The 15,453-nt window shown below is 53.2% G+C and carries 11 protein-coding genes and 1 tRNA gene; 4 read left to right on the top strand and 8 right to left on the bottom strand.

Annotated features, from left to right (window positions below; all coding sequences use genetic code 11):
* Window positions 1-64 precede the first annotated feature (64 nt).
* Genes ACR0L3_RS10590 through ACR0L3_RS10570 form a run of 5 tightly spaced genes read right to left on the bottom strand, consistent with a single transcriptional unit; the run spans window position 65 to window position 5,474 of the window.
* Window positions 65-940, bottom strand: coding sequence for a hypothetical protein (locus ACR0L3_RS10590; RefSeq protein ID WP_480745679.1), 876 nt, complete (start codon window positions 938-940; stop codon window positions 65-67).
* A 23-nt stretch (window positions 941-963) separates the two neighbouring features.
* A complete protein-coding gene (locus ACR0L3_RS10585) occupies window positions 964-1,365 on the bottom strand; it encodes a hypothetical protein (RefSeq protein WP_480745678.1) in 402 nt (133 codons plus the stop codon).
* A gap of 22 nt (window positions 1,366-1,387) precedes the next feature.
* Window positions 1,388-3,037, bottom strand: a complete 1,650-nt coding sequence (locus ACR0L3_RS10580; protein WP_480745677.1) for a dynamin family protein — start codon at window positions 3,035-3,037, stop codon at window positions 1,388-1,390.
* 8 nt (window positions 3,038-3,045) lie between these two features.
* Window positions 3,046-5,055, bottom strand: a complete 2,010-nt coding sequence (locus ACR0L3_RS10575; protein ID WP_480745676.1) for a dynamin family protein — start codon at window positions 5,053-5,055, stop codon at window positions 3,046-3,048.
* A 2-nt stretch (window positions 5,056-5,057) separates the two neighbouring features.
* Entirely contained in the window at window positions 5,058-5,474 is a 417-nt protein-coding gene (locus ACR0L3_RS10570; RefSeq protein ID WP_480745675.1) for a hypothetical protein, read from the bottom strand.
* Window positions 5,475-6,174: 700 nt separating this feature from the next.
* On the opposite strand from ACR0L3_RS10570, the gene ACR0L3_RS10565 reads away from it, so the two are divergent.
* A tRNA-Leu gene (locus tag ACR0L3_RS10565) sits at window positions 6,175-6,259 on the top strand.
* Between the two features lie 333 nt (window positions 6,260-6,592).
* Here ACR0L3_RS10565 and ACR0L3_RS10560 read toward each other — a convergent pair.
* Window positions 6,593-7,270 carry a M48 family metalloprotease gene (locus ACR0L3_RS10560; protein WP_480745774.1) on the bottom strand — a complete coding sequence of 226 codons (678 nt, stop codon included), beginning with the start codon at window positions 7,268-7,270 and terminating at the stop codon, window positions 6,593-6,595.
* An 887-nt stretch (window positions 7,271-8,157) separates the two neighbouring features.
* On the opposite strand from ACR0L3_RS10560, the gene ACR0L3_RS10555 reads away from it, so the two are divergent.
* The 3 genes from ACR0L3_RS10555 (at window position 8,158) to ACR0L3_RS10545 (ending at window position 13,611) form a co-directional block, all read left to right on the top strand.
* The gene (locus ACR0L3_RS10555; RefSeq protein WP_480745674.1) at window positions 8,158-9,054 is read left to right on the top strand and encodes a LysR family transcriptional regulator; all 897 of its coding nucleotides are present in this window, start codon (window positions 8,158-8,160) and stop codon (window positions 9,052-9,054) included.
* Window positions 9,055-9,195: 141 nt separating this feature from the next.
* Window positions 9,196-10,398 carry an efflux RND transporter periplasmic adaptor subunit gene (locus ACR0L3_RS10550; protein ID WP_480745673.1) on the top strand — a complete coding sequence of 401 codons (1,203 nt, stop codon included), beginning with the start codon at window positions 9,196-9,198 and terminating at the stop codon, window positions 10,396-10,398.
* Window positions 10,399-10,431: 33 nt separating this feature from the next.
* The gene (locus tag ACR0L3_RS10545; protein ID WP_480745672.1) at window positions 10,432-13,611 is read left to right on the top strand and encodes an efflux RND transporter permease subunit; all 3,180 of its coding nucleotides are present in this window, start codon (window positions 10,432-10,434) and stop codon (window positions 13,609-13,611) included.
* A 610-nt stretch (window positions 13,612-14,221) separates the two neighbouring features.
* On the opposite strand, the gene ACR0L3_RS10540 is transcribed toward ACR0L3_RS10545, so the two are convergent.
* Entirely contained in the window at window positions 14,222-14,611 is a 390-nt protein-coding gene (locus tag ACR0L3_RS10540) for an ectoine synthase (protein ID WP_480745671.1), read from the bottom strand.
* Window positions 14,612-14,628: 17 nt separating this feature from the next.
* Window positions 14,629-15,378 (bottom strand): SDR family oxidoreductase, encoded by a 750-nt coding sequence (locus tag ACR0L3_RS10535; RefSeq protein WP_480745670.1) that lies wholly within the window; start codon window positions 15,376-15,378, stop codon window positions 14,629-14,631.
* Window positions 15,379-15,453: the final 75 nt, after the last annotated feature.

The following is a 15,453-nucleotide window of genomic DNA, read 5'->3' as shown; positions in this document are numbered from 1 at the left end:
CCTTACCCTGGTAACTTGTAATCACAGATCGAATTCATCGAAAATTTGAACAATTTGGGCGTGGTCATCCGTCCGGCCTCTTTACTGAGGTCCAAAGACTGACAACCGCGCCCAATTTACGCGTTTCATGAACGGCCATGGCGAAGTTTTCACCGTCGTTAAGAACGGCGACACCAACACCCTTGCCACCCGACGGCCGCATGACGATCAGTTGCGGATGGTTCATTGCGTTGACCGCGTCACCATCCCATCCCGCAAGATCTTGGGCGAAACGAGTTAAAAGGTCTGCATCCGGATGCAACGCTTTGCCTTCTTGGCATGAGCCGTCAGCACGTAACGCTATGCCGCCCTCTTTTCCAACCAGAACTCGGCCTTGCGCGAACCGCTCAGACCCTTCGTAGAAGAGTTCCGCCAGTGAATCGGCCTGTTCTCGGTCGGACGCATCATCGGCCTGCGGTATTTCTTCAGGCTCAGAATCTGTTGCAACAATTGAAATGACGGGATCAGCGGACAATTCGATTTCCTCGCATGCGATCTCGATCTCGCTGAAGGTAATACCGACATCGTCAGCCTCGAGCGTGCTATCTGGTTGCAGCGAAATCAATTCCAGAGGAGTAGGCGCGCATGCTATGTCGCTTACAAGCTGGGCCAGTTTCCCCGCCAATTCTTCGCGAGATTCCGTTTCGAAGTCTGGGGCTATCCCCGACTGCACACGGAATACATCCGTGACACGAGAGCTGTTGACCTCGATGGCGAGACAATCGCCATTCGCCGCGGTGAATTCCAAGCGACGCGGCAAGATGGTGCCACGTATCGTGCGCAAAACCTTTTCACGACGAACCTGCGCGGTTTCCCCCGGAACTGTAACTGCTGGGGTCATGCGTGCCACAGACGAACGTCCGATGTCGTCGAGCATTTCTAGTATGTCCGTATCCATCATCCCGTGACCCCCTCTGATCCGGTCTAAACTGCGGCCGCGACGGGACCGAGGCTCAGATGTGATTTTGTCAGTGCCAAACCAACATTGGCACTGCTGCGGCAGATGTAGCAGACGACATGATCGGGATATTCCTGAGTCCGCAAAAAGATATTCAATCGATCATTCGAAAACACCGCGATTTCCCCAAACCCCGGGTTTTCTGTTTCTTCGGTCCCGGCAGAGCGTAAGAGTTCTTCGAAGGCCTTGACCCCCCGCCCTTGGAACAGGTTAGCCACGGCAATCGCCAGACTGTCCAGAACTTCGGCGCTGTCGGAATCCGAGGTGTTGGTCCCAAGCAACATCCCCGTCTCCATATCGACATACCCGGCTGCGATGCAGTCGGGTATGGTATTCATCGCGGAGTTCAATGCGGCTTCGATTGTCATCGCCGTTCACCTGCGCTTCTTGTCACAACACATGATATTCTGCACCGCCGTTTTTCGAGCCATTCGGAACCTTATGCTCTGGTTCCTTAGAGTGACGTGCAAAACGCTCGGCTGAGATTTGGTCGAACTGCTCAAGGAATGCACTGAAAACTTTGTTCATACCTTCAACACTGTCAGGCAGATCCTCGTCCGCTGTAACCTCACGCCACATGGACGCCGCGCTGAGCGGTGCGCCCGCCGGGACTTTTAGCAAGTCTTCCAGCTTTTCGCCGTCTTCTTTGACCGAAAGCGTATCCTCTGCGGTATTGCCTTTGGACAAGGGAACTACTTGCATATCCACCAAGCTGTTGGATTCTGGTTCCGGCTCGTACTCGTCTTCTGTTTCTTTCGATTGTTCTGCCAACAGCGCAGCAATCGATGAAACCGACTCCTCAGCGCGTGGTTCTTCAGGGTCATTCGCTGTCGATTCAGGTGCATCTTCCGCTTCGGAAAGCAGAGTGTCCTCATCTTCGAGCTCATCTTCATCCAGAAGATCGAACGAGTCTTCGTTGCTTGGTGACTCAATGTATTCCGCTAGGTTCAAGCCGCTGTTGGGTGTATCGCGGAAGAAGGCGCGCAACTCTTCTTCATCAGACTCCTGAGGCGTATCAGCAGCAGGGGTTTCAGCAGTCATTTCAGCGCGTAGGCGCTCCGCTTCTGCGGCGTCAATGCGTTCGCCTCGGTCTGTGTCTTCGACACGACGTTCAACACGGGTAGGGCGAACGGGGAAATTTGTAACGACTTCGTCCTCGGCATTTTCTTCTGCAACAGGGTTCACCAATTTCAATGGTGCTGGTTCATCGTCCATATCCGCTTTTCGTTTCGGGCGAATAGGTTGAACTCTGGGAGCGGAGGAAAGGCTGTGGTCAATCTGATAGCGGGATAGCAAATCCGCTCGGTTGTCCATGATCTGCTCGGTGATCTCAAGGAAGCTGTCGACCATCTTGCCACCGCCGCTGCGCGTCCAAAGCTCGGCATCGCCGCTTTTGTCACGCGCTGTAATCGCATCGCGGGCCGAGAACAGGATCGAGCGGTTGAAAAGGTGACCTGCTTCGCGGTTGACGCGGCGTAGAACCTTCTGCCGATCCTTTGGGCCTAAGACGTCGGCGCGTGTAACCAACAGCAGAGAGTTATGTTGCAGACGTTCCGGCAGAGACACCCAAGTGGCCCGCTCGGTTTCACGCCATGCTTGCGTAGCGTGGGTGCACCACAGAACGCCGTTGGCATGACCGACCGCACGACGCCATACATCGCTGGAAATCTTCGGGTCGGATATTCCGGGGGTGTCGATCAGATCCACGGCTTCCAGTATGTCGGCTTCTAGGAAAATACGAACGAACTGGGCGTCGTTCACACCAACAGTATCCAATTGATCCACCGAGATGTTTTCCCGGCTGCCGTCAGGGCGCTGCACATATGCTGATTGATTGCCCCAGCTGAACCAGACAGGTGGTAATTGAGTGGCGGTCACTTGCGTTGGTAGCGCGCGCGAGCGCAGCAAAAAGTTCATCAGCGTCGATTTTCCGGCACTGAATTCTCCCATCAGCGCAAAGATCGGTTTGCGCCGGGACCACTGCTCGATGCGGTTCCATGCCTTAGGAGATACGAAGCGGGTTTGTGAATCTTTTGCCATATCGCTACTTATGCTGCCTCGTTGCTAAGATCTTTCAGGATGTCGCCCAGAATATCGTCACGGGATTTCTTCGGCGCCATGCCTGCCATCAGAGCTGTTTGGTTTGGGTCCTGCTCGGCTGAGGCCGAAATATTCAGCAGGGTTTCTTTCTGCTCACGTAGGAAGTCGGCCAAACCGGCCCGGACATTTTCTAGAACTGCCGCAATCTGATTTTCCTCGATGTCTTTGGTGATCGAGTTTGCTTCAGATGCAATCAAGCGCGTATAGTCCGCTGCATAAGCTTCGAACCCTTTGCGGCGTTGCCACCAGCGGCGCCACCACGTGCTCTGCAAGTCCAATGCGATGGTGCGACCGATACCAAGCGGCGGCGGCACGCGAGGGACGATCGGCGCCTCGATGCTGAATTCCCCCAGATGATTGCCCAGCAGCGCTTGATACAGGGCCTCTACATCGGACGCAGCCGTGTTGTAGAGCGCACCAGCTTCTTTTCGCATCGACCGGGCAAAGCTGAAATAGGCTGCTTTTTGTAGTGTGCGAAGACCCGCAGGGTCATATTGCCAAGTGCCTTGCTCGCCATTCTTTTCCAGGTGCGCAATCAGAGAATCCGTGGCGCGTTTGACGAAGTTGTCTTCCGCCGATTTCAAGCGATCCAATACTTTGTCACGCAAGGACGTGGTCAATGCGGCGGCCTTCTTGTCGTACTCCTCGATGACCTTTGCAATTGCTTCTTCGGGCGACACGCCGTCCAGATCGCGCACAACGCCCTGACCATCGGAAAGATTCTTGGCAACTGCTGTGGCGCGGATTTGGCTTGCGATGTTGCGAGCCCGGTGACGTACGCGGTCCAGCAGGCGGGTGCCTGCGCCTTCGGCGATGCGTTCGTTCATGGCCAGCAACAAATCGGGCAGGCCGGACAACGCCCAAATCTTATCAAGCGATGGCGCCTGATCTCCAAACCCAGCAGCCAGGTAAAAGGTGTTCAAGGCCTCACGCGAATCTTCATTGAGAATATCCGGGTTACCGGTCAAAGCGGCTTCGGCCCAAAGCGCGCTTCCGAATACGACGCTGGTGTTCGTATCTATGTTGTTCTGCTTCAGAGTGTCCTGAATTCGGTCTCTGATTTCTGGCACCTGATTGACCGGATCGGACAGCTCATCAATCCGGTTCACGAACAATATGATCTGACGGTTTTCGAATTGCGCGATGATCCGCATCAGCGCCATGTCCATGGTTGTCAGTGCCTGGCTGGCCGCCAACACAACAACACAAACTTCGGACCCGCGCAGGCTACGCAGTGTGATCTGCTCGCGCACCATGAAGGTATCGTTCACGCCGGGCGTGTCACAGAGTTTCAGCGAGATCGGGTATTGCGGAATGTCCATGTACAATTCCGCCGATTTGGTAACGTCAGCAAAGCGGCCGGTCTTCGGATTGATGTCCGGGTCGTCTTCGTCGCCAAGACAGACATAGCGCTGGATCAGTTCTTCGTCGAAATAGTCATACTGGTGGCTTTGACCAAGAATCAGGTCGAAATGCTGACCCAGACGCGACTCGGATTTGGCTTTCATCTCACCGATCTGACGGCGGATATCCTCCATTTCGTCATCAGCACCAGCCCGATTGGCCAGTTCACCCAGACGACCACCGCCAACCATCAGGTTGTCCCATTCTTCCTGCTCGAAGAATGTAAATTTGGCTCTTTTGTCGCCTTCTGTTCGGGTGTTGATGTTCAGCGTTGTGACCACCGAAGTCCACGGGTTCACGTCCGACGGTAGCAGGGCAGGGCGCCCGGCCAGGATGTTCACGATTGAGGATTTTCCGGCCTTAACCTGTCCGACCATGGTAACACTGGCCGTGAAGTTCTCCATCCGGGTCTTGAGTGTAGCAAGCCGCGCCGAGGAGCGCGCGTCGGCCACCTCTGTCAATTGATCAATCTGAGTCGACAGCGAAGCTATGGCCGAAGTCATCGGCGTCAGCGCCTCGTTGCCTACGGACAGAAGGTGGTCGTTACGCGCCATGATCAGCCTCCGGTTCCAGTAGCAGCGATGTGGTGCTGATCGTGACAATCTGGTGTGCTTGTCAGAATATCGATCCGGGCGATCAGGTTCAGGGCGTTGCCCAGAATTTCAGCTTCGGCATCCGGCGAGATTTCTTCGTACGCCCCAGAATCGGCAAGCACTTCAATTGAGCTAAACTGTTCACTGTTTTCCAGCATCGCAAGGCGACGACCTGTCGGGAAACCATTAGATTTGGTCTTGGGCAATGGCATACGCGAGTTGGCCAGAAGGTAGTGGCCCCCGGAATGGGTGCGCAACGAGACGCCAAAACCCGTGTTCGGATGGTTCCGATTCAGCGATTTCAATTCCCCAAGGAAACTTTCGCGTGCAAGACCAACGGCGTCTTGCTCGGCAGCAGCGGCATTCATCGTATCGGTCACGGCTAAGACCCTTGTGTTCGAGTTGAGCAAAAAACTGGTACTGTGCCCGCAGGCAAAAAGACTCATTAACTCCCACGCTTCATCAATTACTGGCAACGCGGTGTTATTTTGACGCGAATAAGATTTTTTGGCGTTTGAAATGTGGCGCAAATATGGTTCAGGCGCTTGCCGGCTCTCAACCCTTAGTCGTGTTTGAGGTTTTTGACTCTGTGGCAAAGCGGGTGCCGTTTGAGAATCAATGTGAAAGAACTAGGTGATTTTCTCGTGGTTGACCCACTTTAAATTATTGTAAATAATAAAAAATAATGAGATTCGCGTTTTGCGCAGTAACCTTTGCAAGTTCGCGGGCCTAGATCGGAACTTAAGGATGTCCTGCCAGACGCTGCGCTTTGAGCTTTGCGTTACTCAACGTAAACGCGTTTATCACCAGTGGTGATTTAGTGCGATTTCGAGGACCATAACCAATCGTATTTCACAGTTCCGATAGCAGACATGTGCGGCCTGTTGAGATGTTTCCGTAGTCTCGGCGCAGGCGCGAATACGCAGGCAAGGTTTGAGACAAAACTTGTTCGAGTCAGACGTGAAACCGTCCTCAAGCTGGATGACATCAAACAAACTTTTACGAACTTAATTTTCCCTCTCGCACTCCGCTGCAGGCTTTGTTATTGACCACCTCATCCCGGCTGACTGAGCCGGTAGTGCGGGTGTGGCGAAATTGGTAGACGCACCAGATTTAGGTTCTGGCGCCGCAAGGCGTGGGGGTTCAAGTCCCTCCACCCGCACCATAATAACTATCTGTTATTAAGTTAAAAATCTGCAAGGTGGCATGTGAAAATTTAAGGACTGCAAAAGCTGTCCTCAGTTTTTTTGTGTCATGCTCTTGTTGGATCGCGGGTTGCTAGATGTTGCCCAACTTGTGATTTCTAAGGATTTTCACGGGGAATCACCGGCCATGGAGAGTCCGATACGCCGAGCTAAAAATATTAGTTGAGGCGAATTAGAAACAGAGGTTTCCAAGGGTGCACGATTGCTGAGTGCCCGTTTAACGGGTTGCTCACTGCAACTGCAAAAACAAGGGCTGGCCGTCATATTCAGCAATGAGCTGAGTTCCAAGTAATTCATCCACCGATCTGAGCCATTGTAGCCTGTACAGCATAGTATCTTTGAGCGTTGGGTGGATGCGTCCCTAGAAAGCGATCACCGGGATCTGGAACTCTCGCAAAGTACAACGCGCCTTTGAGAGGATCATAACCCGCTTTGTAGGCGATTACCGTGCCTAGCCGATCAGCTTCCAACTCAAAGTCTTTTGAATAGCTGCGCCCGCCAACAAAAGCTCCAAGATCTTGTGCCGCGGCGATATCATTCGCCCCACTCCCGGCGATTGTTGCGAGGCCGGCTAAAATCATCGCACCAGCTGCCGCGTTTTGGGCCTTGCGTACCAAATGCCCTTGTATGTGGTGGGCGGCTTCATGCGACATAACGAATGCAAGTTCGTCGGTGTTGTTCACATCCTTTATCAGAGCTTGGGTCATCGTAATCACCGGGCGCCCCGACTTACTTAAACTCTGATAGGCGTTAGATGGCGCATTTTTGTCAGGATGAATGCGGATCAGAAAATCGCAATTCACGCCCTGCGTCCGACGGCGGCATTCTCTTTCGGCAGTGGGTTCAACGCGAGAGGCGACCTGACGGAACCTCGTTTGAGCCTGCTGCGAATTGACTGGCGTACTCGCGCGAGCTGTGACTGGAATAGGTGCAGAAGGAGGCGTTGTAGTTGACACGCATCCTGCCAGCATCAGAGCAGCAAGTAACTGTACAGCTCGTTTCAAAACACACCTTTCAAACTTTGCAGGGAACTTTACTTGAGTCCGTGCTCGTCGCCAAACGAAAGCTACGTTCTCGGGTCTGTGGGCCTGAGGTGTCTTCCAAAGAGTGAATTGTGGGATAGCGGAATCTGCCGATACGGGCTGTTCGTCGACAACTTCAATGCCCCAATTTTCTCTACTCAAGTTGGGCATTCATTGATACTGCTTCCAGACTGGAAGAAGTGTTTGTCCATTTAGTTGGGTACGCAAAATCTTGGGCTGTCCTATATTCAATGAACCACCCAGAGTTTTTGCTACCACTTTTGGTGAAGAATAATAAATCACCAGAGCGCGAACGCCCTATGTAACTCTTTTTAGCAAAACCATTTTCAATGCACGTTAAAGGATTGTTTGATGACATAGGCAGCGAACGAAGAATATGGCGGTGATTTACGCAAATAGAGATGAAGACAGGGGCACAACCAGGGGTCCACGACCTAACGTCAGCAGGAATTGGCTATGTTTGTTCACACTGGATATCTAACTGGCACATCAGATTATGAAAATCGTGCGTTACTGGCCCTAAACCAATTTAAGCCTGAGCTTGAGAATAGATTTTCTAATAACCGTATTTTGATGCCTTTTCATAAGGAAATTATTGGGGAATCGATGAAAAATAGTCTCGTGCTAGGTATGTTTTACCTAGTCACAACAACTCTGCGGTGTCGGTTTGCAACCACACGAAAGTGTTCTGAAAACAACTGATATTCCGGCAACCCTACTATCGAGCACCTCAAGAAACCCTGCTCGGTTTGACAACTACTGATCGTCAGATCAAGCATTGACAAGTCCTACGGAACCAGCAGCAACTACGATAAATGGAAAACCTATCGGATCTCAAAATATTTGTCCGCGTTGCTCTGACGGAAAGCTTCGCAGCAGCGGCACGTGTTGAAGGTATGACCAGCTCGGCTGTCTCGAAAGCCGTGCAGCGTGTTGAGGCGCAAGTTGGCGCCAAACTGTTTTCGCGCACAACTCGCTCAGTTGCCTTGACTGTTGAGGGTGAAAGGCTTTTGGAAGGTGCGCGGAAGCTACTGGATGACGCAGAAAGCTTAAAAACCGAGTTCACGGACAGTCTGGACGAACCCAGAGGAAAACTGGTTGTTTCTTCTGCGGCCGTTTTTGGGCGGATGTGGCTCACGCAGCGAGTTTTATCCTTCATGTGCCGCTATAAGCATGTTGAAGTGGAATTGAGATTTGAGGATCGGATTGTCGATCTTGCATCAGAAGGCATTGATGTTGCTGTTCGCATTGGGAAGTTGGGCGACAGCGCCAACCTTGTCGCACGGAAGCTATTTGATGACGTGATACACACTGTAGCTGCCCCGTCTTACATTGAACGCTACGGGCATCCCCGGCAAATACCTGATCTGGAAAACCATCGAGGCATCCATTATCGGGCTCAGAATACCGGTCGACTTTTCCCATTCATGTTTGAGTGTGACGGCAACGCAGTCCGCAGAACACTGGATCCCGTTCTGATCGGAAACGATATAGATGCAATACATCAAGCCGCGGAAGCCGGGCTTGGAATTGCGCAATTACCAACTTATCTGATCTTGGATTCACTGGCACAGGGTCGCTTGGTAGAGGTGATGGAAGACGTCCGGATGGACAAATTTCCCTATTCCATCGTCTATCTAGACCGCAGGCTTGTCGCTCCACGTGTCAGGGCTTTCGTAGATTTTTTAGTGTCCAACCCGCCAAGATTCTGAGAAATAATGATTTTCAAGCTCACCTTTAATTAAGTCCCGACAGGAAAGAGTGATCGTCCTGAACGCGGGCTACACGAACGCTTATTAAACAAGACATTCTATCCACAACTTCGGGTCTCTTGGCCCATAGGTGAGGATAGAATGATGCCTAACAAAGGTTCCCTGATTTCCGGTATAGCAATCGGCGCGGTGGTCGCCGGTGGTCTTTGGTACACGGCAAACGAGGTTGAATTACCCAGCTTCGTGAGCGCAGCAGAAGCTTCGGCGCCGACGGCGGCACCAGCTGCCCCAACGGTCGAGGTTTTCTTAGCGGAAAAACGCAATGTGACAGATTGGGACGAGTTTACCGGACGTTTCGAGGCCGTGGATGAAGTTCTGGTACGCGCCAGAGTGTCTGGGCACTTGGACAACGTGCACTTTACGTCAGGCCAGATCGTTGAGAAAGGCGATCTGCTTTTCTCGATTGACCCGCGCCCCTATCAAGCCCTTCTCGCCGAGGTTGAAGCTCAGCTTATTGAAGCACAAGCCGCTGCCAAACTGAGCCAGTCCGAGCTTGAGCGCGCCGAACTATTGCGTGAGCAGGGTCATATCAGCCAATCAGTACTGGATACACGCCGTCAGAACGCCGCAATTTCCGAGGCCAGTATTGCTTCGGCCAAAGCCGCGATGGACCGTGCGAAGTTAGACCTTGAGTTCACACGGATTCACGCGCCGGTCACCGGGCGAATATCTGATGATTTTGTCAGCGAAGGGAACCTGATCTCGGCCGGGTCAGGCTCAACCCCGTTGACGACGATCGTTTCGATCGATCCGATCCATTTTGTGTTCGATGTGACCGAGCAGCAGTATCTGGAATACATGCGGATGCATAGTGACACTGGCTTTCGTGGCGTGGCGGGTGACTTGCCGGTCGAGATCAAGTTAACCGATGGCGCAGACTTTGAGCATTCCGGAAAAATCGACTTTGTGGACAACCGCCTGGATGTCGGAACTGGCACCCTAAGGGGGCATGCGGTTTTGGAAAACGATAGTGGCTTGCTCGTGCCAGGAATGTTTGGACGTATGCGTCTGGCTGCCGAAATCGACATGAACGGTATCGTTATTCCCGAACGGGCGATCAATTCGGATCAGGCAACCAAATTCGTATGGGTCGTCGATGAAAACAACACGATTACCCGCCGCGAAGTAACCCTGCAGGACCGGTTTGAAGGTTTGCGGGTTGTTGAGGGTCTTAAGCCGGGCGAACAAGTTGTCGTCAGCGGGCTGCACATGGTGGCTGCCGGCGCGCAGGTCCAAGTACGCACGGCATCGAATACCGAAACGACAGAGGTTGCGCTTCGGTAAGCGTAACCCTTTGATTTAGGTGAGGACAATCCGATGAAACTGCCCCATTTCTTTATTGATCGACCGATATTTGCGATCGTAATTTCGGCATTTATCACTATTGTCGGTGCACTGAGCTACTTCACATTGCCAGTTGCTCAATATCCTGAGGTTGCACCGCCAACGGTGCAAGTCAGCGCTCAATATCCTGGCGCCTCTGCCGAAACTATCGCGGAAACCGTTGCCACGCCCCTTGAACAACAGATCAATGGCGTTGAAGGGATGTTGTATTTGTCGTCGCAGGCAACGGGCGACGGCAACTTGACGGTCACCGTCACTTTTGAGCTGGGTACTGATCTGGATGCAGCTCAGGTTCTTGTTCAGAACCGTGTCGCAATCGCTGAACCGCGTCTGCCGGAAACTGTACGGCGGCTTGGCGTCGTTACGCAAAAGGCGTCCCCAGACCTGTTGTTGGTTGTGCACATGTTTTCGCCCGACGCTTCGCGTGATCCGCTCTACATCACCAATGCAGCGCAACGGGTACGCGATGAGCTGACGCGCCTTGGCGGTGTCGGTGATGTAGTCCTTTTTGGCGCACGAGATTATTCGATGCGTATCTGGCTGGATCCCGAACGTATTGCCTCCCTTGATATGACTCCGGGCGAAGTGATTTCAGCCCTGCGCAGCCAAAACGCGCAGGTCGCCTCGGGTCTTCTGAACCAACAGCCGACCCCGGATGCCACCGACTTCGAGGTCTCGGTACAAACCGCTGGACGTTTGACGGACGTGTCCGAATTTGAACGGATCATCGTAAAGCGCGGTGAAGACGGGCGAATTGTGCGTCTTTCCGACATCGCGCGTGTTGAGCTGGGGGCGGCGAACTACACAACACGCGCCTATCTCAACAGGGATGCTGCCGTCGCACTGGTTGTGAACCAGCGTCCCGGAACCAATGCGCTAGAGACAGCTGCCGATGTTCTGGAGACGGTCGAGCAGTTGAGCAAGGATTTCCCAGAAGGTCTCGCTTATGACGTGATCTACAACCCAACCGAGTACATTCAGGCTTCGATTGATGCAGTGGTAAAAACCATGCTCGAAGCTGTAGTGTTGGTGGTCGCCGTAATCTTGCTGTTCTTGGGTACGTGGCGTGCTGCCGTCACACCAATCCTCGCAATCCCAGTGTCGCTCATCGGCACGTTCGCAGTGATGTCGGCGCTGGGGTATTCGATCAACAACCTGTCGCTGTTTGGCCTTGTTCTTGCGGTTGGCATCGTTGTCGATGACGCAATCATTGTGGTCGAGGGCATCGAAAAGCACATCCGTAACGGCGTTTCACCGCGTGAAGCCGCCCGGAAAACCATGACCGAAGTATCAGGCGCGCTGATTGCCACTTCGTTGGTTCTTGCGGCAGTGTTTATACCGACGGCGGCGGTTGCCGGTATTTCTGGTGAGTTCTATCGCCAGTTCGCTGTGACTATCACGGCAGCCACAGCAATCTCGTTGTTGGTGTCGTTGACACTGTCACCCTCGCTGGCTGCGATGCTTTTGAAACCGCATGGTGAACAGAAACCCGGCCTGCTTATGCGCCCAGTGACTTTCGTGCTGTCCAAATTTGATGCCGGTTTTGATCGTGCCTCGAACGGCTATGCGTGGGCCACACGCCGACTGGTGCGCGTGCCAATGATCATGCTGAGCCTGTTTGCCGGATTGCTGCTGCTGACTGATGCCCAGTTCTCGAAAGTACCGGGTGGGTTCGTTCCAGAGCAGGATCAGGGGTATTACATCACGGTGGTACAACTGCCGCCGGGCGCTTCGCTTGAGCGTACAGACAAAGTCGTACGCCATGCCGTTGATGAGTTGCTTGAGATAAAAGGTGTGGAAAACGCTGCTGTCTTTTCGGGCTTCAACGGTGCCACTTTCACCACTGAGTCGAACACTGGTGTAATCTTCTTTGCCACGACACCGTTCGAAGATCGCAAGGCGCAGGGCATCAAGGCCGAAGAGGTTTTGGCCGAAGCTCGTCAGCGTATGGCAACCATCGATGATGCGGCGATCTTTGTTATCGCACCCCCGCCCGTGCGCGGCATCGGTACCGGCGGCGGCTTCAAGATGATGCTGCAGGATACTGGTAGTGTTGGCCCATTGACACTGGAACAGGCCGCACGAGCCCTGTCCGCAGAAGCAAATGCAGATCCCGGATTGGTTGCTGTATTCTCGCTCTACTCGACTGGTACCCCAAGGGTTTGGGCCGAGATCGACCGTGAGCGCGCCGAGATGCTGAATGTGCCGGTTGCCAATATCAACGAAGCGCTAGAGGTCTATCTTGGGTCGTCTTACGTGAATGACTTCAATCTCTATGGCCGCACTTACACAGTGGTTGCACAGGCCGATGCCCAATTCCGTGAAACCGCCGAAGACGTGGCGCGCTTGCGTACCCGGTCCGACAACGGTGCAATGGTGCCCCTCGGGGCCGTGGCAAGCTTCGAGAACACGACTGGGCCATTGCGTCAACCACGTTACAACCTGTTCCCAGCTGCGGCCGTGCAAGGGCAAACCATGCCTGGCGTGTCTTCCGCCGAAGCGCTTGAACGTATGGAAGCCCTGACCGATCGCATTTTACCCGAGGGTATCAGCTATGAATGGACGGAACTGAGCTATCAGGAGAAGAATACTGACGACACCGCGTTGATTGTGTTTGGCTTTGCTGTGCTCTTTGTATTCCTTGTTCTGGCTGCACAATACGAAAGCTGGGCCCTTCCCGCTGCCGTAATCTTGATAGTCCCCATGGTTCTACTGTCTGCTATTACCGGGGTTTGGATCGCGGGGCTCGACAACAACATCCTTGTCCAGATCGGGTTTGTGGTGCTGGTTGCGCTGGCCTCAAAGAACGCGATCCTGATTGTAGAGTTCGCGCGTCAAGCCGAGGATCAGGGTCTGGATCGTTGGCAAGCGGCAGTTCAGGCGGCTCAAACACGGCTGCGCCCGATCGTCATGACCTCGCTTGCCTTCATTCTGGGTGTGGTACCTCTGATGATCGCAACCGGCGCAGGCGCTGAGATGCGCCAGGCGCTTGGTGTCTCTGTATTCTCGGGGATGCTTGGGGTGACCGTGTTTGGCCTGCTCTTCACCCCTTTATTCTACGTGATACTGCGCGCAGTAGAAAACCGTGTCTTCCGCAGAGGGATCAGAAAAGCGCGGGCTTCAGAAGACTTAGCAAGATATCAAGGCGTCTGAGCCCTCACCTTCAGAAACCTTGACCAAGCCCGCCACGTCATGTGGCGGGCTTTTTTTGCTTTGTAGCAAGTTACGCTGAAAGACTAAAAGTGGAGGGATATATTTGGGTCTGGGCAGTTGGTTTTGAATCTTCCTTAGCGACGACCTAGTTATTGACGCTCTATTGGATGCGCGACGACACGGTATCCGCATACCAGAAGACTTCGGTATCTGCGGATTCAATGACCTAGAAAGGAGCAAACATCTAAGTCTGGGGCCTCACTTCAATTTCAACGCCTCGACACGAGATTGGGCGCAATGCCGTCAGTACGATTGTCGAGGCGTTGGAAGGTGACACGGCCGAGCTAAACGCAAAAATTGACTTCAGCTTTCAGGTGGTTCCGCGTGGCTCGACACAGAAAAACGCTTTTAAGGGGTGTTTCCGAAAGGGATCGCAATCGTGTCACTAGGAGTAGCAGCCAGCACTATTTGTGTTCGCCAATTTGGCTTGCGCAACACAAAAGCTGAGGGCGAGTAAGCCATTGCAGCGCACGTAAAGTGCCACATTTTGCGTTTTGCACCACTTCGCGCGACTTCATTTCTTGCGTTCGGACAGATGTTCACATCGTTCTCAGACGTCTGCCGGCGCGTAGCTTCCGTCTTTTCGGTGTACTTCACCCCCAGTGAGTGGCGGGTTGAAGACGCAAACAAGCCTCAAATCGGAATCGATGGCTCGTACCACGTGCCGGTCATGTTGATCCAAGGCATAGAGTGTAAATGGCTCAAGGGAATGCCATATTTCGTCTCTGGCCGTCTTGATCTGACCAAGACCCTGAATGCAATAACATGCTTCCAGATGATGTGTGTACTCAAGCTCAAGCATTGCACCCTTTTTGATAATCGTGTCCGTGAGTGAAAACCCCATGCCATCAGAGGCAAGAAGCAACCTTCTGCTATTCCACCCCGGACCGGAGACGTCTCGATTTGTACCAAGGATATCTTTGAGTGTCGTTACAATCATATTTCAACGCCTCTTTGCTATCGAACCGCGCGGTTCATCCCACCATCGGATAAAATGCTCTGACCGTTGATATATCGGGCTCCGTCGCTGGCGAGGAACACGCATGCTTGCCCAATTTCTTCAAATGTTGCGGCCCGCAGAGCGGGGATTTCCCGACGGGCTCGTTCAGACAGGTTCACGTTTTCGCAGAATCCGGGGAGCAAGTTGTTCATCCGAATATTATGCCGTGCAAATCGATCCCCATAAAGCTTTGAAAAACTGTGCAGAGCTCCGCGCAACATGCTCATAGGGTAGGGGGCACGTGGCTCAACTGCATTCATGGACGAAATGTTTACGAAAGCACCACCGCCTTGTTCGATCAGGATGGGCGTGACGATACGCGCGATCTTGACGACGTTCAGTACGTACATGTCCAGGCTTTCGTGCCACAACTCATCGCTGAGTTCCAAAAGCGGCCCGTCAAAGTCAGGATCGAAACCGACCGTTTTGATGGCCTCCGGCACCGATCCGCCGTGCCCCATGTTGCTGACAATTGCATCAATCCGGCCATATTTGCTCATGGTGTCGTCGATCATCGCTTGTAGATCGTCGACATCCAGTACAGAACCGCGGCGACCAATGCCCCCAAGCTCTTCAGCCAGTTCAACCGAGCGGTTGGACGGAGACATCAGCGAGACTTTAAAGCCTGCCTTTGCCATTTCGATGGCGCAGCCCCGGCCGATGCCCTGTCCTGTCCCTGTCATCAGTGCAACTTTGACTTCGGGCATGGTGTGTCCTTTCTACAGCTAGATTGCATGTGAGATTTGCTGGATTGAATTCAGTATAACTGACTGGATCCTAAG

Source organism: Ruegeria sp. CK1 (assembly GCF_056536545.1).
The sequence above is the reverse complement of the archived record's forward strand: the minus strand, read 5'-3'. Positions and strand labels throughout refer to the sequence as shown.